This is a genomic window from Marinobacter sp. 1-4A (genome assembly GCF_016597725.1).
In the GTDB taxonomy this organism is placed as follows: Bacteria; Pseudomonadota; Gammaproteobacteria; order Pseudomonadales; family Oleiphilaceae; genus Marinobacter.
On the sequence record NZ_VCGY01000003.1, the window covers coordinates 511,202 to 535,184 of the forward strand.

The following is a 23,983-nucleotide window of genomic DNA, read 5'->3' on the forward strand; positions in this document are numbered from 1 at the left end:
CATGACGACACCAAACACCACGTCCGCGCCCGATCACAAGCCCAGACCTTGGGTTGATCTGCTGGTCAGTATTATTATTCCCTCCGTTATTCTAATGAAGTTCAGTGGTGACCAGCATCTTGGTAGCGTTAACGCCCTTATTCTTGGCTTAGCCTTCCCGCTTGGCTGGGGCTTGTTTGAACTGATTCGCTACAAAAAGAAGAACTTCATCGCCTTGTTGGGCTTAATCAGTGTCGGGCTAACAGGCGGTATAGGCTTGCTAGAGCTCGATGCCGGTTGGCTTGCAATAAAAGAAGCAGCGGTTCCGGCGATTATTGGTCTGGCGGTGCTGGCTTCCACCCGCACCAAATACCCGTTGGTACGAACGCTTCTGTATAACCCGAACGTACTCGATGTGGACAAGATTCAGGAAACTCTTGAAGAAAAAGAGCGTGTAGAAGAGTTTGAAGCGCGGCTACTGAATGCCAGTTACTTTTTCGCCGGCACCTTTTTGTTCTCATCCATCATGAACTACTTGGTAGCCCGCTGGATTGTGGTCAGCCCTTCCGGTACTCAGGCTTTTAACGAAGAGCTTGGCAGGATGACTCTCGTGAGTTATCCAATGATTGCTATCCCGTCGATGGTGATGATGATGCTTATCTTCTATTACCTATGGAGAACCATCCGTCGTCTTACGGGTTATACACTAGAAGAAGTAATGGCGCCTCACCTGGCGGAGAAGGAAAAAGCGAAATCCTCCGGCTCTTCTTCCGGTAAATAACGCTTTAATTCAATAACCTTTGCTGTTTTTCAGCAACAAAAAAAGGCGGCCAGAGTATCACTACTCTGGCCGCCTTTTTTATCACCTATCCGAATACGATCAGATGTCGAGGTTACTGACTTCCAGAGCATGAGTCTGGATAAAGTTACGACGCGGCTCTACATCATCACCCATGAGAGTGGTAAAGATCTGATCTGCCGCTATGGCGTCTTCAATCTTCACTTTCATCATACGGCGGCTTTCTGGGTCCATGGTGGTCTCCCAAAGCTGATCCGGGTTCATCTCACCCAAACCCTTGTAGCGCTGAATGTTCAAGCCACGTTGGGCTTCTTTCATCAGCCAGTCGAGTGCGCCCTCAAACGATAGTACAGCCTGTTTACGCTCACCACGCTGTATGTATGCTCCTTCCTCGATGAGCCCGTTAAGAGTCTCGCCAAGGCGAGCTATAGCGCCATACGATGGTGAATCAAAGAAATCGTGGCCAAATACATGCTCGTGGGGAATACCATGCACATAAATAGTTACTTTAGGTAGATAAAGCTCCCGTTCGCTATCCTTGGCCACAGAGAAGGTGTATTTGGTGCCAGTACGCGTATCCACATCCAGCTTGTCGCCAAGACGGCTAGCCCATGCAGAAACCGTTTGCTCATCTTTGAGATGTTCCGCTTTCAGGGTGTCATTGTGCAGCATTTGCTCCAACACCTTCGCCGGATAAGCGCGGGACAAGCGCTCAATCATGGCCATAACGGTTTGATAATCCTTGACCATGGTTTCAAGCGCAGAATCCTTGATAGGAGGCGCTTCCGGATTCACATACAACTGCGCACCTTCAAGAGAGGTTTGGGTGAGGTAGGCCTCTTTTGCCTTCTCATCTTTCAGGTACTGTTCCTGCTTGCCGCGTTTCACCTTATACAGCGGTGGCATGGCAATGAACACATGGCCGCGCTCGATGATTTCGCGCATCTGTCGGAACAGGAATGTCAGCAGCAGAGTGCGGATGTGGGAGCCATCCACATCGGCGTCCGTCATGATAATGATGGAGTGATACCGGAGCTTGTCTGGATTGAACTCTTCCCGCCCAATGCCACAACCCAATGCCGTAATGAGCGTACCCACCTCAGCGGAAGACAACATCTTATCGAAGCGCGCTTTTTCCACGTTCAGGATCTTACCCTTCAACGGCAGAATAGCTTGTGTTTTACGGTCTCGGCCCTGTTTGGCGCTGCCGCCGGCCGAGTCACCCTCCACTATGAACAGTTCGGAAAGGGCGGGGTCTTTCTCTTGGCAATCAGCCAGCTTGCCGGGCAACCCGGCAATGTCCAACGCGCCTTTACGTCGAGTCATATCCCGCGCTTTGCGGGCCGCTTCACGGGCACGCGCCGCTTCAATCATCTTGTTTACGATGAGTTTGGCTTCGCTTGGCTGCTCTTGTAGGTATTCTGCAAAGCTTTGATAGAGTTCTTGCTCAACGGCAGTTTTTACTTCCGAGGACACCAGCTTGTCTTTGGTCTGGGAAGAAAACTTCGGATCAGGCACTTTTACACTGATAATCGCCGTTAGGCCTTCGCGGGCGTCATCGCCGGAGGTGCTTACCTTGGCCTTCTTACCCAATCCTTCCTGTTCAATATAATTGTTCAGGGAGCGCGTGAGGGCCGCACGAAAGCCAGCAAGGTGGGTACCACCATCCCGTTGGGGGATGTTGTTTGTAAAGCAGTAAATATTTTCCTGAAAGGCATCGTTCCATTGCATGGAAACTTCAACCGCGATTCCGTCTTCCCGTTCCCGGTTGAAGTGGAATACTCGGTTTATAGGCGTTTTGTTGGTATTAAGATGTTCAACAAATGCTCGTAGGCCACCCTCGTACTCGAAAACCTCTTCCTTGCCACTACGTTCATCCGTCAAGCGGATGCGAACGCCACTGTTTAGGAACGCCAGTTCCCTGATGCGTTTTGCCAGAATATCGTAGTGGAACTCAATGTGGGTAAAGGTTTCCGGAGACGGAATAAAATGTACCCGAGTGCCAGATGCATCGGTATCGCCAACGGGCGCCAAAGGCGCGTTAGGCACACCGTGGGTATAAGTCTGTTCGTATACCTTACCATCACGACGAATGGTCAAGGTGAGAGTAGAGGACAGGGCGTTTACAACGGAAACACCTACACCGTGAAGACCACCGGAAACCTTGTAGGAGTTATCATCAAATTTACCTCCGGCGTGCAACACCGTCATGATAACTTCAGCTGCCGATACCCCCTCTTCTTCGTGGAGATCCACCGGGATACCGCGACCATTGTCGTGAACACTCACGGACTCGTCTGGGTGAATGATAATACCAATTTCGGAACAGTGACCGGCCAGAGCTTCATCGATGGAGTTATCCACCAATTCGAACACCATGTGATGCAGGCCGGTGCCATCATCCGTGTCGCCAATGTACATACCTGGCCTTTTTCGCACTGCATCAAGCCCCTTCAGGACTTTGATACTGGCTGAATTGTAGCTCGATTCACTCATTAGGTAACTCCTGAAGCGTAAGGGCCAGCGCGTTCCTCAAGCCGCATGTTTGCGGTGCAAAAGGTAGATAGGCCGGTTTTATTCTTCCTTCAATTTGCCATGTTCCACGTGGAACATTCGATAATCGGGTATCTGGTTACCCTGCCACAAAGACTCCGGGTCGGGATGCTCAATAGCAGTAATAAATACCTGACAGCGTAATTCCTGTAACTTTCGAGCCAACATGCTTTTGTGACTCTCATCCAGCTCGGCGTTAATATCATCAACCAAAAAGCTGACCTGCTTTCCGAGATCATTTAACACCATACTCTGGGCAATTTTCATCAAGATAACGAGGGTCTTTTGCTGGCCTCGGGAAAACGTCTCCGCTACCGGTCGTCCTTGAAACTTGATGCGGATATCTGCACGGTTTGGCCCATATAGGGTATGCCCCATGCGTGCTTCCTGCTCCCTATGACGGACAAGCACATCTGAAAGCGACTGGCTTGTGTCCCATCCGGGATAGAACTCTAGCTTTAGCCCGTTAGTCCAGCTCACATCAACTTCGTGAACCAAACCGTCGAAGGCGCTTTTGAATTGATCAAAAGCCTGTTTGCGAGCATCGCTTATCCGTTCGCTCAGTGCTACGTATTGGGCATCCCAGATACGCAACATGGATTCGTCTAGTCTACCATTTCTCAGCGTTTGATTCCGCTGTGATGTAACTCTCTGGCACTGTTGCCAGCTTGATGCAAAGGAAGGTTCCACGTGGAACACTGCCCAATCCAAAAATTGCCGACGCTTTCCAGGTCCACCTGCTACGATGTCGAAAACGCCGGGATCAATAACAGACACCGGCAAATGCATGGCAAGAGAAGAAAGACTTCGTACACTTTCTCCATCTACCCGAAGCGTCGTTTCCTTCTGAGATACGTCGCGTGAAATGCCGAGCCGATGAGCGAGCGCATTTTCTGTTACTTCATTACGCTCACTATCAAATCCATGGTCCAGCCCTCCAAATACTGTGAATCGTTGCTGTCCATGCTGGACAACGGCTTGATGCCTGTTTACCCGAAAAGATCGCCCAAGCCCAAGGTAGCCAATAGCTTCAAGTACGCTCGTCTTGCCACTGCCATTTTCGCCGTACAACAAATTAAAAGACGGTGAAAACGAAATAGCTTCGGTAGGGGATAAGTTGCGAAAAAACTCGGTATGAAGTTTTACCAGCGCCATAGAAAGCACAGCTCGTCGCGGCAGCAAGAGGAATGGAACACATCCATGAAAAAAGGCAGCGTTTCACCGATTAGGTGAAACGCTGCCTTAGTGTACAAAACCGGGATGGTGAAGGCGACCGCCTTTAGTGGAGCATGTTTAAACGGTCATCCATAAATACATCCATTTCCGGCGCAAGAATGTGTACGTAGCGGTCAAAATACAAGAACTGCTTCAGAAGCAATGCAAACTCCCGTGGAAAGTGGAGGCCATGGCTCTCACCCACTTTGACCATATCCATAAGAATGCTGTTCACGTCATCTTCCGCCTGATCGGCTTGGTAAGGAACATGGTCAGGCACCATTTTATCCATCTGTTGGTACAACTTACGTAAATCGGCCGCCAAATCAGCAGCTTTCACTGTCTGGCTGGTGATACCTATACGAATCATTGCCTCGGCCATGCCGTCAAAATTGCCAACCATAACGGCCGAAATAAAATCACTCACTGCCTGCCAAGTGTCTGGTCGGATGCGGCCAACAATACCAAAATCGATAAAACCAACACGCCCGTCCTTCAACACCATTAAGTTGCCCGCATGCACATCAGCATGGAAAAACTCACACTGGGTTAAACTGGAAAACCAGGTGTTCATCGCTGTAATCAGTGTGCGTTCAGGATCCTTTGCATAACCTCGAATGCTCTCCAAGTCGGTAAGGGGAACACCGTAAAAACGTTCCATCGTCAGAATGTGTCGAGTGCTGCAATGTTCATAAACAACAGGAACAGTGGCATCTTCGTTGTGAGTATCGTGAAGGAAGTTTCGGAACACCTTTAGGTTGTTCGCTTCTTTGATGAAGTCGCATTCTTCCATCATGGTGCGCTGAATTTCCTCCACAATCCCGGATAAGGATGTCCAAGATAGCTTCGGTGCCAAGGTTTCGAGAACACGAGCCGAGAGATACAGGAAGTTCAAATCGGTGAGCAAGATATTCTCAACGCCCGGTTTCTGAACTTTGATCACAACATCTTCACCGGTGATCAATCGAGCAGCGTGAACCTGCGCAATAGACGCTGAGGCGAGGGCTACTGGATCAATCTCGGAAAACACTTGGTCAATAGGGCGGTCCAGCTCTTGGCAAATGATCCGCTTAATAACACCAAACGGAAGATTAGGCGTTCGGTCAAGGCAATGCTGGAACTCTTCAACGTACTCTTTCGGGAAAAAGGTCGGTGAACTGGCTATAAACTGCCCCAACTTGATGTAGGTGGCACCCAACGATTCAAATGTCTCACGCAGTAAGCGCGGGGCAGGGGGGCGCTCCCCACCAACCCATTTGACACCGGTGCGGCCCAATACAGATAGTGTTTGTCCAATCCTGAAAACGCCTTTGATTCCGTTCGTTACGGTGCCCATCAATTCTCTCCTATAGCCTCATCGGCATAACCACATAAAGACAGCGGTTATCATTGTACGATTCGATCAGAGCGCTGCTGTTGGGGTTAGACAAGGTAATCCTGACCTGATCTTCATCCAGCGCGTTCATAACGTCTATCAAATAGCCTACATTAAAACCGATTTGCAGGGATTCGCCCTGATAGTCAACTGGTAGCGCGTCTTCGGCCTGTTCCTGATCCGGGTTGTTGGCAAACACTTGGAGTTCGTTCGAGGCGAGATTGAGGCGAACACCACGAATATTCTCATGGGAGAGAATGCCCGCACGTTGAAGAGTATTCTTGAGGGTCGCACGATCCGCCAAGACCACCTTGTCGCCGCCCCGCGGAATCACACGGTTGTAGTCCGGAAACTTGCCTTCAATAAGCTTTGAAGTAAAGGTATAAGACCCAACCGTAGCGCGCAGATGGTTGTCTCCAATAACCAGCGTAACCGGCGTTTCTACATCATCCAAAAGACGAGACAACTCTAGAACACCTTTACGCGGCACGATTACTTGACGCGGCTCTGCACACCCCGTGCTCAATTCCACGTGCGCCATCGCCAAACGGTGGCCATCGGTTGCAACCGTGCGAACGTGATCCTTATCCACTTCAAACAGCAAACCGTTCAAGTAATAACGAACATCCTGTTGCGCCATGGCGAAAGCCGTAGCGTCGAACATGCGTCTGAGTTCCTTTTGCGGTAACTCTAGGCGGAAGCTCTCGGGCTCATCTTCCACGTTGGGAAAATGCTCTGCAGGTAACGTCGACAAGGTAAAATGGCTGGCACCACAGCGCACATGCAAGCGATCACCTTCCAACACCAGCTCAATGGGCGCTTCATCACCCAGTGCCCGGCAAATATCCGAGAGCTTACGGGCAGGAACGGTAATTCTCCCCGGCTGGTCGACATGGACAGGCGTAACCCGCCCCACCAGCTCGACTTCCATGTTTGTACCAGTCAAAACCAAAGTATTATCTTCGGCCACCAGTAGCACGTTAGACAGTACCGGCATGGTCTGTTTTTTCTCTACAACACCGGCAATGCTTTGCAAGGGTATGAGCAGGGATTCACGGCTGATCGTCAGTTTCATGTCACTCAGCTTTCTATTGTTGGAAGGATGAATGTTATTTGCTTGGGCAACTCGCCCGCCTCACTGAACCAATTTAATCGTTGGATCACAATTCAGGTAGTCAGCAATCTCATAAAGTTCTGATAGTCCTCGCGGATACCGGGATCCGTTTCCTGAAGTTCCACGATTTTCTTACACGCGTGTAAAACAGTGGTGTGATCTCGGCCACCAAACGCATCCCCGATCTCCGGCAAACTATGGTTAGTCAACTCTTTGGAGAGCGACATAGCAACTTGCCGGGGCCGGGTCACTACACGGGTTCGGCGTTTGGAGTGCAAGTCCGCAACCTTGATTTTGTAATACTCAGCCACCGTGCGTTGAATGTTATCTATACTCACCTGCTTCTCGTGCAGGGCCAGTAGATCTTTCAAGCTTTCCCGAATAAACGGTGGGGTAATTTCCGAGCCGGTGAAGTGAGCATTCGCTATCACCAACCGCAGCGCACCTTCGAGCTCTCTTACGTTTGAGCGAATTTTTTGGGCGATAAAAAAGGCAGCTTCACTGCTCAATTTAACATTGGTCTGCTCGGCCTTTTTCATCAGAATCGCTACCCGCGTTTCCAATTCTGGCGGCTCGACCATTACCGTCAGTCCCCAACCAAATCGGGATTTTAGGCGCTCTTCCATATCTACAATTTCTTTCGGAAACCGATCACAGGTTACGATGACCTGTTGCCCACCTTCCAGAAGCGCGTTAAAGGTATGGAAAAACTCTTCTTGAGACCGCTCTTTACGGGCAAAAAACTGGATATCGTCAATTAATAGAGCGTCAACGGACCGATAGTACCGCTTGAATTCGTTAATGGCGTTTAGTTGCAGTGCCTTTACCATATCGGCAACAAACCGCTCCGATCGCAGGTAGGCCACCTTGGCGTTGGGATTACGCCGCACAATGTCATTTCCAATCGCGTGCATAAGGTGGGTTTTACCGAGACCCACGCCCCCGTATAAAAACAGTGGGTTGTAGGCACCACCGGGGTTTTCTGCAACTTGCATGGAAGCGGCTCGGGCAAGTTGGTTCGACTTACCTTCTACAAAGGTATCGAACGTGAATCCTTCATTTAGAAAGCTCTGGTGTTTGATATCGCCTTCTACCTGAACCGGGCGGCGTCCACCGTTGGACCTGTATTCATTGAGCTGGGCTTGGCGATTACCTCCGGACGTAGCTGCGACACCACGTTCCTCCTCCGTAACCTTACCACCGGATTCTTCCTGAGTTTGCTTGGTCGTCTCCTGCTGAACCAATTCCGAGCGAACTACAGGCTCACTTTCACGGGGAGCAGAACCGACTTTCATCCCGACTCTGGGTGCCTGCCCTCCGTTTAGATCTTTAAGTACTTCTTCTATACGCCGAAGATACTTTTCGCTAACCCAGTCCATCACAAACCGGTTAGGTGCAAATAACATCAATTGCCCTTCCCGGTGGTCAGACTGTAGGGGCCTGAGCCAGGTATTAAACTGTTGTGCGGGAAACTCGTCCCGGAGTACTTCAAGACATTGATGCCACAATCTGTTCGGCACGACAGTCCGCTCCCGATAACCCATTAGTTTCTCGAACCGGACAACGACTGTCCGATCCCGAAAGATGACCACGAATTCTAACCTGCCAGCCCCTTCAGTGAAAGAGCAAATGCCCCGTCATAAACAGCCTGTGGAAATTAATAATGTTTTTTTTCATCATCTTACAAACTTATATACAGGCTTGTGTACAGATAAATCCTTCTTAAAAGTTACACACACACCTGTGTGTACAACCGACCTTCAGCCCTGTGCGCAACTACCCTATCTTCGGGTGGATAACTCAAGAAGCTCGTTGCGCCTGAACTTATCCACAATCCTTAATGGTCTCGTCCACAGGGCTCAAGTGAGGTTTTCCGACGACTTGTAAATGCTGCAGATTATTGAAATTTATTAGAAAAGTAGACTTTCCCACAGAAAACTATCTGCGTAATAACAGTAATAATAGAATTCTTTAAAGAATATTAAAAAGACCTATAGTTACTATTATTCTGCCCAGCGCCAAAGGTCAGCTGGCTTCGCTCAATTCCAAATGCCGCCGCGTAATCCAGCATCGGCATAAGCCACTACCGATAAACGTTGAACCCGACGGAGAATTTGCATAGAATGCCGCTCCTGTTTTGGCTATTAATTTTTTCAGCCAACTCTCGAATGTTTAATACACGCGAATGTCCAATACACGAATTGTGAGATAGTCACCATGAAAAGAACGTTTCAACCAAGCGTACTGAAGCGTAAGCGCGTTCACGGTTTCCGCGCCCGTATGGCAACTGCTAACGGCCGCAAAGTCATTTCCCGTCGCCGCGCCAAAGGCCGTGCACGTCTGTCTGCGTAATCTGTCGTTCGCCTTGTGAAGGCTTTGAATTTCCCGAAATCGCATCGCTTATTGCGACCTGCTGATTACGGCAAAGTCTTCAACGACGTACAGCTGAAGGTTCCGCACAGGAATTTTCTGATTCTGGCTACTCCGAACAATCTCGGACATGCCAGAATCGGTCTTGTGTTTGCAAAAAAGAATCTGAAACTGTCCGTTCAGCGAAACCGGATCAAACGTCAGGTGCGGGAAACATTCCGTCACCAACCTGAACTTCCGGGAATGGATATTATTGTTCTTGGGCGTCAGGGGCTTGCAGTTTTGGACAATCAAACCGTCCAAGCCTCATTGAATGGCCTTTGGCAACGGCTGGCAAAGAAATATCATCAGTTACCGCCATCTCGACCAGTAGATTCCCCTTCTACCGGTGAGGGAAAAGGTTAATGCGTAAGTTGCTTCTCTTCCCCATCCGTTTTTACCAATATGCCATCAGCCCGCTCATGGCTAGTCATTGCCGTCACTACCCCACCTGCTCACAATATGCAGTGGAAGCTATCTCTCATCACGGTACACTGAAAGGCCTTTATCTTTCCGTAAAACGCTTATTGAGATGCCATCCGTGGGCAGAAGGCGGCTATGACCCGGTTCCTGATACGGGGCACTCTGTACCAGACGATACAACATCCTGTTGCCCTCAGGCTGACAACCCATCTATAACAACCCAGACCAGACAGTAACTCTATGGATATTCAACGCATCGTATTATTTGCCGGCCTGGCTATTGTCAGTTATCTGATGGTGCTTGCCTGGAATGAAGACTATCACCAGCCGGTTCCTGCTGAGCAGGTGGCAGAAACTGGGCGCATCCAGACAGATAACAGTTCTGCGGGCAGCGATGCCATGGTGCTTCCGGGTGAAGCGTCAACATCTACTGATAGCGCCAGAAATTCTTCGAGCGAAGAGTTCGCAACCCCTGAAAGCGATCAAACCGTATCCAGTTCGGCCAACTCTGACGTTACGGTTAGCGACCAATATATAAACGTTCGCACTGACTTACTCGATCTAGAGATTGACCGTGTTAGCGGGAATCTCGTTAGGAGTTCGCTACTTGCTTATAACAAAACGTTGAATAGTAAGGAGCCACTCAAACTTCTGAACAACACAGGAAATCGGTTTTATGTACTTGAAAGTGGTCTTATAGGCCAAAACGGACCAGATAGTGCAAAGAATGGTCCAGCACCTGTCTATACCACCGAAGCAACCAGCTATGAACTCGCTGAGGGTGAAAACGAACTGACCGTTAACCTGGTACACACCATGGAAAATGGCGTTCAAATCACGAAGCGTTACCAATTTGCCCGTGACAGCTACGAAATTGATGTTCGCTATCTGATCAATAACCAATCCAGTGAAAACTGGCAGGCAAACTTTACCGGCAAAATTGTTCGTGACCAGTCGCCGGATCCTACCTCCGGGCCGAGCATGGGTATTAAAGCGTTTCTCGGCTTAGTAACAAGTTCCCCTGAAGACCCTTATGAAAAGTTCGATTTTGGTGATTTAGAAGATAAGCGCATCAATGAAACCGTTACCAACGGCTGGATGGCGTTTCTACAACATTACTTCCTTGCAGCCTGGGTACCAGAAAGAGATCAACCGGCACAGTTCCAAACTACCCGCCGCGGACCACTGCATGTCATGGGCTTTGTTTACCCTGCAACAACCGTAGCGCCAGGAGAAACCACAGACATTGGTGCCCGTGCTTATATTGGTCCGAAGATTATCGACCGTCTTGAAGCCGTTGCCCCCAACCTTGATCGCACTGTGGATTTCGGCTGGCTATTTTTTATCTCACTACCCTTGTTCATCATTATGGAATGGTTCCACAGCCTAGTAGGCAACTGGGGCGTTTCCATTATCCTGCTTACCGTTCTGGTTAAGGCGGTATTTTTCAAACTTTCCGCTACCAGCTATCGCTCCATGGGCCGCATGCGTGCCGTGGCCCCTCAGCTCACCAGACTCAAAGAGCTGTACGGTGATGATCGCCAGCGTATGTCGCAGGAAATGATGGCGCTTTACAAAAAAGAAAAAATCAATCCGCTGGGTGGGTGTTTGCCAATTCTTGTACAGATGCCGGTATTCATCTCCTTGTACTGGGTACTTTTCGAAAGCGTACAACTGCGCCATGCGCCCTTCATGCTGTGGATTCAGGATCTTTCCGTCATGGATCCTTACTTCATTTTGCCGATCATGATGGGTGCCAGCATGATGTTGCAAATGAGTTTGAACCCGACACCTCCAGACCCGATGCAAGCGAAAATCATGAAGCTGATGCCTGTCGTATTTACCATCTTCTTCCTCTGGTTCCCGGCTGGTTTGGTACTTTACTGGTTGGTAAACAACATTCTGTCGATCAGCCAGCAGTGGTACATTACCCGGAAAATCGAAGCAGAAATGGCCACTAAAAAACACTGATTCAGTGGCTAATTGATGATCCAGTAAAGGCTCCGTGAAGGGGCCTTTACTGTTTAAGGAATGCACTAAACTGTAGTGTAAGAGGCAAACTTCATGAGCCAGAACTCTGTTATCTCCAATACGCCTGAAACCATAACAGCCATAGCCACGGCACCTGGTCAGGCTGGGGTGGGTATTGTTCGGGTATCCGGCCCGCTGGCGAAAAACATTGCCACGACAATGCTTGGGTATACACCAAAGCCCAGATACGCCCATTACGGAGCCTTTTTGGATCAGAGCGGTGAGCTAATTGACGAAGGCATTGGTCTATTTTTCCCGAACCCCCATTCGTTTACCGGCGAAGATGTTTTCGAATTGCAGGGGCACGGCGGTACCATCATTCTGGATCTACTGTTGCGGGAAGTTTGCCAGCTTGGTGCTAGGTTAGCGCGCCCCGGTGAATTCTCTGAACGGGCATTTCTGAACGATAAACTGGATCTGGCCCAAGCTGAGGCTATTGCAGATCTCATTGAAAGCAGTTCAGAGCAAGCCGCTCGCTGTGCCGTTCGATCCATGCAGGGCGTTTTTTCCCGTCGGATAGATACGTTGGTTGAAGCAGTGACGCACTTACGGATTTACGTTGAAGCAGCCATCGATTTTCCCGAAGAGGAAATCGATTTTCTGGCTGATGGAAAGGTTGCAACGGATCTGCAGACACTGCTGGAACAGCTTGAAGGTATTTTGGCTGAAGCCCAGCAGGGAACAATTCTACGGGACGGCATGAAGGTAGTGATTGCTGGCCGCCCCAATGCGGGAAAGTCCAGCCTTCTGAATGCCTTGGCCGGTCGCGAAGCGGCCATAGTAACGGCCATTGAAGGCACCACCCGGGATGTTCTGCGGGAACATATTCACATTGATGGCATGCCCCTGCACATCATTGATACAGCAGGCCTACGCGATAGCCCGGATGAAGTGGAACAGATCGGTATAGCCCGGGCTTGGGACGAAATTCGCCAAGCCGATCGGATTCTGCTGATGGTGGACGCCACCACCACGGATAAAACCATACCCCATGAAATCTGGCCGGATTTTATCGACCAGCTACCCGTTTCGGCGCCGGTTACCGTCATTCGTAACAAAGTAGATTTGAGCGGAGAGAGCGTCGGGATTTCAGAGCCATCCAGAGAAACAACTCCGGTGATACGCCTCGCTGCCAAGTCCACAGAGGGCCTCGAGGTACTTAGGGATCACCTTAAACACTGTATGGGTTTTGCCAGCACGACCGAAGGTGGCTTTCTAGCTCGGCGGCGGCATTTGGATGCATTGGAGCGCGCTCGGAAATCCCTACTTCAAGGTCAGGCTCAGCTTGAGGGCTATGGCGCTGGCGAACTTTTGGCTGAAGATTTACGGGTGGCTCAGGATGCGCTTGGTGAAATTACCGGGCAGATTACGCCGGATGAATTGCTTGGGAAGATCTTTGGGTCGTTTTGTATCGGGAAGTAAAACGCTCAAAAATATCGAAAAGCATCCAACTGAATAAAAGTAAGTTATTGTTTTATAAGTAAACTTCTTTTATTTCTTTACAAGCAGTTTGATCTGTTTTGTCCCCTCTTGCTCCGTGTGTGCTCCGAGTATAAGTTTTCGGAGCACATGGAGCACAAAAGGAGCAAAACATGAAAATTACTATCCAGAAGCGCGAACCAGACAAGAACGGACACCGTGCCCTTCGCCTGGTTTACTACCACGGTTCCAAAACAGACAAAAACGGCTCGCGTTCGCAGAAACGTTCCTATGAGACTTTAGACCTGTTTCTCTATGACAAACCCCGGCTTCCCGAGGAGCGCGAGCACAACAAGACTGTAAATCGTCAGGCTGAGGCCATCCGGGCAAAACGATTGCTGGAAAGTGAATCGTCACGGCATGGATTGGATGATCGAACCAAGCTTTCTGCCAGCTTCTTTGACTACTTCGACCAGCTGACTGACGAGAAAGTGTCCGGAAGCAGATCCAATCATTCAATCTGGATCTCCACACGTCATCACTTGCACCGGTATCATGGCTTGTGTGAACTGACTTTTGAGCAAGTCGACAAACGATTCCTGGAAGGCTTTCGACATTACCTTCTACATGAAGCCACCACCAAATCCGGTACCAAACTGGCCAAGAACACCACCAGCAGCTATTTCAATAAGGTTCGAGCGGCGCTCAACCAGGCCTATCGGGACGGCATTATCCGCCATAACCCGGTTCAACAGGTCAAGTCCATCAAACCGGAAAACACCAAACGAACCTATCTGACCCTGGAAGAAGTTCGGGCTCTGACCAAAGCCGAATGCCGGTATGACGTTCTACGCCGAGCATTCCTGTTTTCCTGCACCACAGGCCTGCGCTGGTCAGATATCCACAAGCTGGTATGGGGTGAGATAGAGCAATTCGGCGATGATCATTACCGCATTATTTTCCGGCAGAAAAAACTGGTGAATGCCGGGAACTCGCTGCAATACCTTGACCTTCCTGATTCAGCTGTGAAATTGCTGAACCTGGAAAATCGCGGCAAGCCGGTTGACCGTGTTTTCAGGGGACTGAAATATGATTCCTACACTAACGTGGCCTTGGCCCAGTGGGTCATGCGGGCCGGTATTACCAAGAATGTGACTTTCCATGCCGGACGGCACACCTTTGCGGTAAACCAACTGGCCAGGGGTGTGGATATCTACTCACTGTCGCGCCTGTTAGGTCACAGCGAGCTGCGCACAACGGAGATCTATGCGGATATCCTCGAAACGCGCCGTACTGAAGCCATGAGGAGCTTTCCAGACATATTTGAGGAGACACTGGAAGAAGCAGGAGAGTTTGTATAAATGGCAAGAGGGGCCCTTATAGCCCCTCTCGTCTCTCTCGCGCGTCAAACACGCCTGTGTCCTGGTCTTCGATGACTGACCAGGTGTTGTGCCGCTGCCTGTTCGATCTCGTCCGCAGTAGCAATTCGGTTAGATTGGAGCCATTGCAACACATCCGCCCGCTTAAAAAAGATCCGGTTACCATTCGGTTTAAAATACGGAATTTTCTTTTGTGAGGTTAACTGATACAAGGTACTTTTTTTCAGCCCCGTGAATTCAGCACACTCTTCAAGGTTCATGATCTCCTTGTCGGACTCCGGAACTTTGCTGCCTTTAACGTGGTCCAGAATGATTTTTTTAAGCACCATCATGTCCTGCAACACCCGCTGCAGCATTTCTTTTTCTGTCATTGCACTACCTCTACACCGCCAAAACCAATGTGGGAAAACTGGGAAATTGGGAACATAGGTTCAATCGTCATGCTCAACCCTCTCCAGTTGTTCAAGTTGCCGCCTAACTTGATCTGGCCTGAGCGCGAAAAACCTCTGAAACTGGCCGTTAACTCTGGTTTTGTAAGTGCCTCGTGCGCGTTCGTTACTCACCAGGCAGTCACGCTGTAAAAGCACTTCGACTTCCCGCATATAGTGGGTTGGCAGCCCGAGCCGCTTAAGGAAATCCGACTTATAGATCAACCAGAGTTCACGTCCTTCGTGTGAGCGTCGAAAACCCGCTCCCCCTTGACCAGTGGCTTGTTCAATATCACTGAGTCTGCGTTCCCATACCTGCATGGCTCGCTGTAGCGATTTAAGAAGCCGGAACTCCTCAGAGTTTCTGGTGTGTCCTCGATTATCCAACCAGGCCCTCAAGGTTCGATGGACGGCTGCCAAAGACTCTTCCTCGCTCCATGGGAGGAGAAAGTTTCTACTACCGAGACAAAGCGCAACCCCAATCAAGGCAAACCGCCGGATAACACGCCGTACTTGTGATGCCATCTGATCGTCCGTCCAACTGCTACTCAGACGGTCAATCTCGTGTTTTAGATAGCTGCTCAGTTCGTCATGGCGCTCGGTCAGTAACGCAATCCATTCTCGGATAACAGTGCCGTGGTAACGCTGACAAGCTGAGTTCAACTCATCCACAAAGTGCTGAGGATGGTTGTGACCATGTAGTTCGTCGAATGCACCGTAAGTCCCAAAAACCGGGAGCTCCACCAGGCGAATCTGCTGGCCTGCGCGCAACGGTTTACCGATCTGCTGAAGTAGCTCAGCAATCCAAACCTCACCGCTACTCAACACCAACGTTCGCCAGTGCGAAGTTGCGGCCAGCTCGCCCGAAACGTTTGCGCGTAGTTTCCCTGAGCCGTTCATGATCTGATATATCGCCGTATCGATGTCTTCCGGACGGGCCATACCGATCTCATCCAACGGCAACAACATGTCATTGTGCTCTGATGAAACTGCCGCTAGTCCGTTGCTGGTTGAGATCCAACTGCGAACATAGCGGTTGCTCCCGTAGACACTGGCCGCCAATTTCAACATACTCGTTTTCCCACTGGACGAGGGACCAGCCATGTGAATGGCCCCATTCTCCATTCCCGCAGGCGCAATCAGTGGCGCAGCTAGCGCTGTTCCGATGCTAAATATCGCTAATGGGTTGCCTTGGCACAGCTGACCAACATACGTTTGCCAATCGCTCAGGGTGCCGGACTCCTGCAACGTAGGAGAACCGGACAGCTGGCCTACAAAATGGTGTGGTTCGTCAGCGGCTCCAATCGTCCAGTTACTCGTAGCGAATACGGAGCCGTGCCAACCCGTGCGATTCACCACTGTCGCTGGTTCGGCCAGCGCCATCTGCTCTAACAGGTAGTGTTGAAGACGGTTCCAGTTCGCTCCACCAGGTGCTAATGGGTAGCCACTATCAACCAACATATCCCTGATTTGTCGGGAGTGATCGCTGTTGAGGTCACGGGCATAAACAACTTCCCGAATAATTTCACCGTCATAGTTTTTCCACTCCAAAAGAGCCCCGTGTCCGTGCCGTTTGTCTGGTAGGCGTGTTCGCGATAGCACTCGCATCCAGTCGCCAATACGTTGCCAACGTTCGGAATGCAGGTAAAACAAACCATTTTCATTCAATTTATATTGCATTGCCTCACCCCACTCACAAATTTTCCAACCAGGCCTTTACATCCTGGTAGCGAAATCGCACCGCTCGCCCACGGGGGTTCGGTTTTACTGGTGCGGGAAACCGACCCTGTTTTACATAGCGGCGTAGTGTTGCCTGAGACATTCTCACAACCGTGCAAACTTCCTCATAGGTCAGCAGACGCTCTGTGGTGGTGTTTGATTGTTTAGTCATAAATACTCCTGTTTGCTTTTGAATCGTCAGAGCAATGATCAGAAATATTCGTCTTGAGGGAGAACCGTGGAGTTGCCCGTAAAGGGCACAAAGGCGGAGATGGTCGGTAAGTTATTGATATTGAAAGATTTAAAAACCAAGAAAACAGTAAAAATAACGTTTTCTAGGATAATTAGAGCTTTTTTGGCAGGGTTTTGTGCGTTTTATGAGCAAAATAGCCATCTGACTTTCACATGTGAAAGTCACTTCTTAGCCTCAGTATCACTTTATGGTTCACTGATGAATGGCAGAGCGAAGTTATTAATCAAGATGAACCCAGCCACGACATAGTCTTCAGCAAAGGCCTTTTAGGAGGCTGTTTCGAGCATTCTTCCGCAACGCAACACCCAGCTAACTCCAAACAGGCTCGTAAAAGCCCTTTCAGAGCTCATCCGGGGGACATTAGTAAGAACCGGGCCTGGAAAACAGCAGAAATGGTACAGTGGGTCTTTTCTGAGGCCTTTTAGAATAAGGGGTTCGCACGAGCATTACCGGGAAGTACCCACTTAGCAGCCCGCAGCCTCCAGCCAATTTGGAGAAGTTACGCACTGGGATTCCGGCGGCAACTTATCCAGATTAATAACGTAGGGGAAACAGGCATCTCCAGGAGCCGCCTTTTGCAATCTTATGGAATGGGGCGTCAGTTATCCAAATCAGATAGGTATGTGTAGCGATTGGAAAGTGCTCCAGGGCGGTTATGCCGTTGCCTTGGAGATGTACCGGTGCCGATTTGCTATGCAGCCCCATCAAGGTTCCATCAGTACAAGCTTACACGGCCCGCAGCTCTTCAAACTCGCTTTTGGGTAACCACTCGATTGTTATGTCGTTACCGCGTATTTTCACAACGCCCTGACCAGCGTTTGGTTTATCGTGCTTGGCGCGATAAATCAGCAAGATATCCAGCAACTCCATCAAATGCATTTTGAAGCCGGAGTTTTTCAAGGCATCATGATCGGCTTCCTCGTCAGTCTTCACCCAGATTGCCGAACAATGCGATTGCTCGCCCCACAGGCTCAACCTGGCTATTACTTACCTCTTAGGCTGAGACATGCTAGCTTATTACAAAGCGCTGGATACAAAGCCTTTCGTGACAGTCAGGGTCGTAGGAAAGGAAGGCACCATACGTCGCTTCGTGAAGAGCCGGTCTTGAACTACTAAAGCCATAACCTGTCTCGTATCTGTTTAGCCCCACACCTCCGGTTACTATTAAAATTTGGCTTATAAATTAACCTTTTCCTATTTTTCTGTTATCCATTAATCTTTGTCCTCGTACCGAAATGCCGAGCAAATGAGATAATTGCTGTTTCTCCTTGTAATCAACAGGAAACATATATATATGCTGTATGACCATTTCCTTTAGTATTCTTAAACAAACTTGGTTACCTTTTAAGGCGCCAACGCAACTTGTAATATGTTCGATGTTTATAACTTTATTGAATTGTAGCTCGATTGATTGCCTTATAAGGTGAAAAGCAGGTGTGCCCGTATTACGCTCCATTTCTCGGTAAACCTCTAATGCTTCCTTTGAGCCAATCGAAGACGCTATCTTTCGAGTAACCCCGTTGATAACGCCATAAGTCAAATGCAAATATGCATTTTCAGCGTGTTTCTCTATCTCTTTATCGGTTAGGTTGGGGTGATCTGAAAGCTGATTAGAAATCAGTTTAACTATTTCTTTTTTGGCCGTATCTGAAATTTTAATAAAATACTCAAGAAATCTAAGCCCCGCACAAGTACTAGTTTTTGCCAAATCTTCCATAGCTTTCCTAGTTAGAGACGCGTGTCTATTACGGATAATCTGGCCTGCTATTTCCATTCCTTTAAAGGTTTTATTTATATTTGCTAGAATATCTAACGGTTCGCTTTCTTCCTCGTCAAAATCCTTGTTTTGCTCTATACGGTCAAGTTCTTCGTTGTGTGCATCACGCTCTTTCTGAATTTCTCTTTGTTCCAGGATCAATTCCGGAATTGCTTTCATGAAATCTGACATAAAAGATAGCTGTGATTTGTTTAAGGTCGCTTCCGAATGATCATCAAATAAAGTTCTAAGGACGGATTTTATCTCATTCAAAACCCACGAATCCTTAGTGTGGTGAGTTATGAAGATTAGAATATTTGCAAAGTCTTCTCGATGAAGCTTAGATAAAAGGTTTTCAACTTGTTGTCTAACCTCCTCGCTGTCACGATAAGACTCAGCTATCTTCTTTCCAGCGAAGAAATAATAGATGTATGGGTACTTGAAGCTTATATCGATACCGTTGTTGCTTAGTATAGAATGCGAGACCAATTTATCTAGAACTGTTTTTTGGTCCACTGTTAAATAATTTTCACTGTATTCATTAAAAAATAAGTCGATTTCGTGAAAGTTAAGAGATTTGTTTGATTTGAACATTCTCCATGCCAGCTCAGTGAGAATGTTCAGATATTTTTCAAAATCGGCCTTTGCAATTGCTGCCTTGTCGAATGACTGATAAATAAGCTGTTGATAGCAGTGACCATAGGTCGTAAGATCCAAGTTCAACTGCGCGTTTGCCTCAAACATTTGAAGTAACATTAATATGTAAATTGGTTTCGGTGGTACAATGTTCTTCTTTATTACGGTGTTAAGTCTGGCTTTAAGCTCATCGCACTTCGAATATAATTCATAATCCTCTATGCTTTCCTCTACACCCAAGGATATCCACTTTTGCAATAACTCTTCACGTTTTTTATTACCTAAGCCTAACATCTCGACACGTTCGTGTTCGTCTAATGCCGGAATCTCTCCGTATATGAAGCTATATGATTTATGACAAGTTAAAAATGTGTATTCTGTAATTGAGTTAATTTCTTCTAAAAACTTAATAGAGTATTTTTTGTTTAGTCCGATCTCTTCCATATTGTCAATCAAAACTACTATCTTTTTTTCCTTAAGAAAATTGTCATATTCAAGGTCATCATATTGATTATTAATTGCTCTTTTTAGTTCCTGGTTCGCAGATGCCTTCTTAATATCTGAGGCGTTAATATAAACTGGAATTAGGTTGAGCCTTAATAATTCTTTATAGATGTATTTTAAAAGAGAGGTCTTTCCATGCTGCTCTTCGCCCGAAATTATATAGTGACCTAAGTTGCTTAGTAGATAAGATGCGGACTTTATGTTCACGACTTCATCTTCACTCTCGAGATCAATATCTGGTATCACAAAAATATCGTCTAATGTGACCTGATTTATATTCCTGTGGGCCAGCATAATTTCGGTGTCTAGAAGCCATTCATGGAGCTGGTTTTTGATGTTAACGCCATAGTTATTTTCGAAGGTAGGTAAATCTCTTTTTGGTTTAAATTCTTCAATATGTTTCTTAATTCCTCCTACGACGTCAACCCAAGCTTCATCATCATTATCCCAAGATGAAATTGCCTTTGCATCTTTAGGTAGCCCTTGAATTTCTGACAGCTCTGAATCTGACCAAACTACAGGTCGTACTACAATCGGAATTAATCTAGCTTTACCTTCTTTATGTCTTTGTAGCGCAGTTTTTACTTCAATGCCCATACAATAGTCAGAGTTCATGAACGCTGAACTAATTAAGAAGAGAATAATTTCAGACTGTTCTAAGTTGCTTGAAATCTCTTCTTCCCAGTTTTTCCCAGGGACAATTTTCCTGTCATTCCACTCTTCTATTAAATTTGAGCGAATTAAGCCTGAAATATGTTCTACAAGGTTGTCTTTGTACTTCTCATCTTTATGGGCATAGCTAATAAATACTTTGGTGCTCAATGGATCTTCCTCTTTTGCTTTCTGAGTAGGAAGTCAACTTGAGAACTCCCTAGCTAAAGACTGTAAGAAATCGCTATCGATAATGATGTTTTTTGTTTTTATCCAGAATCAACGCTGGTTTTGACCTGGTTATACACAGCCCGCATCAGGTACTGAGAAGCGATGTTGCGGAAAGACGCATCGTTCATCAGGCGTATGAAAATGTCTTCGTTGCCGTCCATGCGCTCTACAAACAAGTTCTCAAGCTGCTTGTTAAATACCGGTTCGAAGTTCTCCAGGCTGTTGGCCATGACGGCCTGGCGAAGCTGCTCGTTGGCAACGGCGGTTTCCTTCACCTGATCGAAGAACAGCTGGTCCGCCGGGGTAAACTCTGTACCAAATCGCTCATTGAGCTTGTCGACCAGTGTCGATAACTGCACCTCTTCCTCTGCCTGGCCGGTACCGACCTCGGTCGGGCCATAGAGGGCTTCCGGCTCGCCTACTTTCAGGTCGATGGCGCCTTCACTGATTTTCTGAAGCCGGTAGTACTTCAGCTCTACTTCGTCATCAACCTGCACTGTGCGCGTATCAGCGGTGTAAGGCAGCTTGGTGAGCAAGAAGCGGGAATAGGTGTATAGCTTCTCGTGGTCCGAGTCCTGATAAGGAATGATCTGGGCAACGAAGCCGTACAGGTTACGGAAGCTGACCAATTGCCCCTTGAACAGGGCTTGGTCTTCTTCGCTCAATTTCTTCAAACGCTCGACAGCCAGGTCAATCAGACTGTTCAGCTTCTTGTGTTCGCCGCCCGTCGGGTTCAGTCGGTTACGGAACCAGATCTCGCACCACGCGCTCACCTCACCCTCCGTGAAAATCTGCCAGGTGGACAGGGTGTGGGCCAGGTTATTGAGCTGCTGAGGGTCGGTATCCTCTTCCTTGGTGGTCACCTCGTAATAGGGTTTGAACGCCTTGTAGATTTCATCCGGCTCATTCACGAAGTCCAGGACAAAAGTATCTGTCTTGCCCCTGGCCGTTCGGTTAAGTCGTGACAGCGTTTGCACCGCCTGAATGCCGGACAACTTCTTATCCACATACATGCTGTGAAGCAGTGGCTGGTCAAAGCCGGTTTGGTATTTTTCAGCGACCAGTAACACCTGGTATTCCTCGGTGTTGAATTTATCCGGTAGCTCAGACTCCTTAATGCCCTCGTTCATACCGACTTCGGTAAATGTCTTGTCAGCATATTCCTTGAGAGCGATCTCTCCCGAGAAGGCTACGAGGGACTTCACATCCGTATAGCCTTTAGATTTGATGTACTTGTCGAAGCCCAGCTTGTAGCGCACCGCATGTTCACGAGAGCTGGTCACTACCATAGCCTTTGCCCGGCCACCGATTTTGTGGCGGGTATGGGTGCGGAAGTGCTCAACGATCACCTCAACCTTCTGCGCTATCTCATAGTCGTGGAAGGAAACAAAGCGAGCCAACGCCCTTGCTGCCTTGCGGCGTGGCACTTCAGGGTCATCCTCCACCTTCTGGATCAGCTTGTAATAACGCTTGTAGCAGGTGTAGTGGGCCAAAACGTCATGGATAAAGCCCTCTTCAATGGCCTGCCGCATACTGTAGTGATGGAACGGAGCTTCGCCGTTTCGTCCCGGCTCGTTAAACACCGCCATGGTCTTGAACTTGGGGGTAGCGGTGAACGCAAAAAAGCTCAGGTTTGGCTGCTTAGCACGTTTGAGCTGCTCCCGGATGAGCTCCCTTTTGGCCTCTTCGCTAAGGCTCTCGTCCTCCATGTCCAGCAATTGCTCAGCGATGGCTGACTCGATGCCATCCTTGTTGAGAATTTTCCGCAGCTCCATGGCCGTTTCGCCACTTTGCGAGCTGTGAGCCTCATCAACAATCACCGCGAAGCGTTTGCCTTCCGTCGAAATTGAAATGCCTTTGCCTTTCTGTTCCAGCGTGCGAATGGCCTGACTGATGAAGGGGAATTTCTGGATAGTCGAGATGATGATCGGCACGCCGTCAGCCAGCGCCTTGGCCAGTTGCTGAGTATTCTCGTCGATCTTCTGGACGACGCCCAACTTGTGCTCGAACTGGAAGATGGTGTTCTGCAATTGCTGGTCGAGTACCCGGCGGTCAGTAATCACCACCACGGAATGGAATACCTTCTCGTTGTTGGCATCGTGCAGACTGGACAAACGATGAGCCAACCAGGCAATAGAGTTGGATTTACCGGAACCCGCAGAGTGCTGTACCAGATAGTTATGGCCGGAGCCCTTGGCTTTTGCGTGCTGGGTCAGAGACCTTACGGCATCCAGTTGGTGATACCGGGGGAAAATCAGCGTTTCCTTGCGGTGGCGCTTGATTCCCTTTTCGGTCACGACTGTTTTCTCTTCTACCTGAAGGTGCAGAAAACGGGCGAGGATATCCATCAAGCTGTCCCGCTCCAGTACCTCTTCCCAGAGGTAGGCGGTACGAACATCACCTTCCATCGGCGGGTTGCCAGCGCCGTGATTGAAACCCCGGTTAAAGGGCAGGAAAAACGTATTCTTTCCCTCCAGGTGCGTGGTCATAAATACCTGCTCGGTATCCACTGCAAAATGCACCAGGCAGCGATTTTTGAAGGCAAACAGCGGGTCTTTGGGGTTTCGTTCGAAGCGGTACTGGGACTTGGCATTTTCAACGGTCCACCCGGTCGCCGACATGGCATTTTTCAGCTCCAGTGTGGCAACAGGGAGACCATTCACAGCCAGTACCATGTCAGGAATTGCGCCGGTTTTTGTATGTACCTGACGAACCACGGTAAGCCTGTTCGCGGCGTAGCGTTCTGCCGCGCCGGTATCAATACTCGTATTGGGAGCAAAATAAGCCAGCTTCACCGACTTACCGACGCATTTGAAACCCTCTCGCAGCACCGTCAGTGACCCTTTTGCGGCCAGCTCCTTGGTTAAGGCATCCAGGAGCATGCTCTCGGCCTTGCTCGCATCCAGGTTGTTCAACCGCTCCCAGATCTTGGGTTGTGTCTTTTGCACAAAGCTCACGACATCCGCCGGGAACAAGGCGGTTTCAGCATCGAAACTGGTGGGATCCCCCTTCTGATAGCCACCCTGGGTGATCAGCGCTTGCTCGATGGCGTTCTCAAAGTCGATTTCTTTGTGCATAACCTATGTTCCTTTTTAAAACTTGGCTGGGT

General features: G+C 48.7%; 18 protein-coding genes. 7 read left to right on the forward strand and 11 right to left on the reverse strand.

From position 1 onward, the window contains the following. Nucleotide 1: 1 nt before the first annotated feature. A complete protein-coding gene (locus tag FE845_RS09335; RefSeq protein WP_200363749.1) occupies nucleotides 2-760 on the forward strand; it encodes a VC0807 family protein in 759 nt (252 codons plus the stop codon). A gap of 99 nt (nucleotides 761-859) precedes the next feature. Here FE845_RS09335 and gyrB read toward each other — a convergent pair whose 3' ends face one another. The 5 genes from gyrB to dnaA form a co-directional block, all read right to left on the reverse strand. Next, complete coding sequence (gene gyrB, locus FE845_RS09340; RefSeq protein WP_200363751.1) at nucleotides 860-3,274, reverse strand: DNA topoisomerase (ATP-hydrolyzing) subunit B; 2,415 nt, start codon at nucleotides 3,272-3,274, stop codon at nucleotides 860-862. A gap of 78 nt (nucleotides 3,275-3,352) precedes the next feature. Then, nucleotides 3,353-4,486: a DNA replication/repair protein RecF gene (gene recF, locus FE845_RS09345; protein ID WP_200363754.1), complete on the reverse strand. Its 1,134-nt coding sequence runs from the start codon at nucleotides 4,484-4,486 to the stop codon at nucleotides 3,353-3,355. Between the two features lie 124 nt (nucleotides 4,487-4,610). Continuing rightward, entirely contained in the window at nucleotides 4,611-5,882 is a 1,272-nt protein-coding gene (locus FE845_RS09350; RefSeq protein WP_200363756.1) for an ABC1 kinase family protein, read from the reverse strand. A 10-nt stretch (nucleotides 5,883-5,892) separates the two neighbouring features. Next, a complete protein-coding gene (gene dnaN, locus FE845_RS09355) occupies nucleotides 5,893-6,996 on the reverse strand; it encodes a DNA polymerase III subunit beta (RefSeq protein ID WP_200363758.1) in 1,104 nt (367 codons plus the stop codon). A 92-nt stretch (nucleotides 6,997-7,088) separates the two neighbouring features. Beyond that, a complete protein-coding gene (dnaA, locus tag FE845_RS09360; RefSeq protein WP_200363761.1) occupies nucleotides 7,089-8,555 on the reverse strand; it encodes a chromosomal replication initiator protein DnaA in 1,467 nt (488 codons plus the stop codon). A 697-nt stretch (nucleotides 8,556-9,252) separates the two neighbouring features. On the opposite strand from dnaA, the gene rpmH reads away from it, so the two are divergent. From rpmH to FE845_RS09390, 6 genes are all read left to right on the forward strand, one after another. Continuing rightward, nucleotides 9,253-9,387 (forward strand): 50S ribosomal protein L34, encoded by a 135-nt coding sequence (rpmH, locus tag FE845_RS09365; RefSeq protein ID WP_008172542.1) that lies wholly within the window; start codon nucleotides 9,253-9,255, stop codon nucleotides 9,385-9,387. 15 nt (nucleotides 9,388-9,402) lie between these two features. After that, a complete protein-coding gene (gene rnpA / locus FE845_RS09370; RefSeq protein ID WP_200363763.1) occupies nucleotides 9,403-9,810 on the forward strand; it encodes a ribonuclease P protein component in 408 nt (135 codons plus the stop codon). Further along, on the forward strand, nucleotides 9,810-10,103 hold the full coding sequence (gene yidD, locus FE845_RS09375) for a membrane protein insertion efficiency factor YidD (RefSeq protein ID WP_200363765.1): 294 nt from the start codon (nucleotides 9,810-9,812) through the stop codon (nucleotides 10,101-10,103). Before rnpA ends, yidD begins: the two co-directional genes overlap by 1 nt. 4 nt (nucleotides 10,104-10,107) lie before the next feature. Further along, nucleotides 10,108-11,838, forward strand: coding sequence for a membrane protein insertase YidC (gene yidC, locus FE845_RS09380; RefSeq protein ID WP_200363767.1), 1,731 nt, complete (start codon nucleotides 10,108-10,110; stop codon nucleotides 11,836-11,838). 93 nt (nucleotides 11,839-11,931) lie between these two features. Beyond that, nucleotides 11,932-13,320 carry a tRNA uridine-5-carboxymethylaminomethyl(34) synthesis GTPase MnmE gene (mnmE, locus tag FE845_RS09385; protein WP_227714204.1) on the forward strand — a complete coding sequence of 463 codons (1,389 nt, stop codon included), beginning with the start codon at nucleotides 11,932-11,934 and terminating at the stop codon, nucleotides 13,318-13,320. A gap of 170 nt (nucleotides 13,321-13,490) precedes the next feature. Next, a complete protein-coding gene (locus FE845_RS09390; RefSeq protein WP_200363769.1) occupies nucleotides 13,491-14,678 on the forward strand; it encodes a site-specific integrase in 1,188 nt (395 codons plus the stop codon). Nucleotides 14,679-14,722: 44 nt separating this feature from the next. Here FE845_RS09390 and FE845_RS09395 read toward each other — a convergent pair whose 3' ends face one another. From FE845_RS09395 to FE845_RS09420, 6 genes are all read right to left on the reverse strand, one after another. Next, nucleotides 14,723-15,067, reverse strand: a complete 345-nt coding sequence (locus FE845_RS09395) for a helix-turn-helix transcriptional regulator (protein WP_200363771.1) — start codon at nucleotides 15,065-15,067, stop codon at nucleotides 14,723-14,725. A gap of 60 nt (nucleotides 15,068-15,127) precedes the next feature. Further along, a complete protein-coding gene (locus FE845_RS09400; protein WP_200363773.1) occupies nucleotides 15,128-16,804 on the reverse strand; it encodes a DUF927 domain-containing protein in 1,677 nt (558 codons plus the stop codon). Nucleotides 16,805-16,817: 13 nt separating this feature from the next. Next, nucleotides 16,818-17,015, reverse strand: a complete 198-nt coding sequence (locus FE845_RS09405; RefSeq protein WP_200363775.1) for a helix-turn-helix transcriptional regulator — start codon at nucleotides 17,013-17,015, stop codon at nucleotides 16,818-16,820. 807 nt (nucleotides 17,016-17,822) lie between these two features. Beyond that, entirely contained in the window at nucleotides 17,823-18,029 is a 207-nt protein-coding gene (locus FE845_RS09410) for a hypothetical protein (protein WP_200363777.1), read from the reverse strand. A gap of 250 nt (nucleotides 18,030-18,279) precedes the next feature. Then, a complete protein-coding gene (locus FE845_RS09415; RefSeq protein WP_200363779.1) occupies nucleotides 18,280-20,814 on the reverse strand; it encodes a TIR domain-containing protein in 2,535 nt (844 codons plus the stop codon). Nucleotides 20,815-20,912: 98 nt separating this feature from the next. Beyond that, nucleotides 20,913-23,951, reverse strand: a complete 3,039-nt coding sequence (locus FE845_RS09420) for a type I restriction endonuclease subunit R (protein WP_200363781.1) — start codon at nucleotides 23,949-23,951, stop codon at nucleotides 20,913-20,915. Between the last annotated feature and the right edge of the window lie 32 nt (nucleotides 23,952-23,983).

Bases quoted from the DNA above. Each gene is read 5' to 3' on its own strand.
- recF (WP_200363754.1), bottom strand. From the start codon at position 4,486: ATGGCGCTGGTAAAACTTCATACCGAGTTTTTTCGCAACTTATCCCCT.
- dnaN (WP_200363758.1), bottom strand. From the start codon at position 6,996: ATGAAACTGACGATCAGCCGTGAATCCCTGCTCATACCCTTGCAAAGC.
- FE845_RS09405 (WP_200363775.1), bottom strand. From the start codon at position 17,015: ATGACTAAACAATCAAACACCACCACAGAGCGTCTGCTGACCTATGAG.
- FE845_RS09390 (WP_200363769.1), top strand. From the start codon at position 13,491: ATGAAAATTACTATCCAGAAGCGCGAACCAGACAAGAACGGACACCGT.
- gyrB (WP_200363751.1), bottom strand. From the start codon at position 3,274: ATGAGTGAATCGAGCTACAATTCAGCCAGTATCAAAGTCCTGAAGGGG.
- yidC (WP_200363767.1), top strand. From the start codon at position 10,108: ATGGATATTCAACGCATCGTATTATTTGCCGGCCTGGCTATTGTCAGT.
- FE845_RS09335 (WP_200363749.1), top strand. From the start codon at position 2: ATGACGACACCAAACACCACGTCCGCGCCCGATCACAAGCCCAGACCT.
- FE845_RS09420 (WP_200363781.1), bottom strand. From the start codon at position 23,951: ATGCACAAAGAAATCGACTTTGAGAACGCCATCGAGCAAGCGCTGATC.
- yidD (WP_200363765.1), top strand. From the start codon at position 9,810: ATGCGTAAGTTGCTTCTCTTCCCCATCCGTTTTTACCAATATGCCATC.
- mnmE (WP_227714204.1), top strand. From the start codon at position 11,932: ATGAGCCAGAACTCTGTTATCTCCAATACGCCTGAAACCATAACAGCC.
- rpmH (WP_008172542.1), top strand. From the start codon at position 9,253: ATGAAAAGAACGTTTCAACCAAGCGTACTGAAGCGTAAGCGCGTTCAC.
- FE845_RS09395 (WP_200363771.1), bottom strand. From the start codon at position 15,067: ATGACAGAAAAAGAAATGCTGCAGCGGGTGTTGCAGGACATGATGGTG.
- FE845_RS09400 (WP_200363773.1), bottom strand. From the start codon at position 16,804: ATGCAATATAAATTGAATGAAAATGGTTTGTTTTACCTGCATTCCGAA.
- FE845_RS09350 (WP_200363756.1), bottom strand. From the start codon at position 5,882: ATGGGCACCGTAACGAACGGAATCAAAGGCGTTTTCAGGATTGGACAA.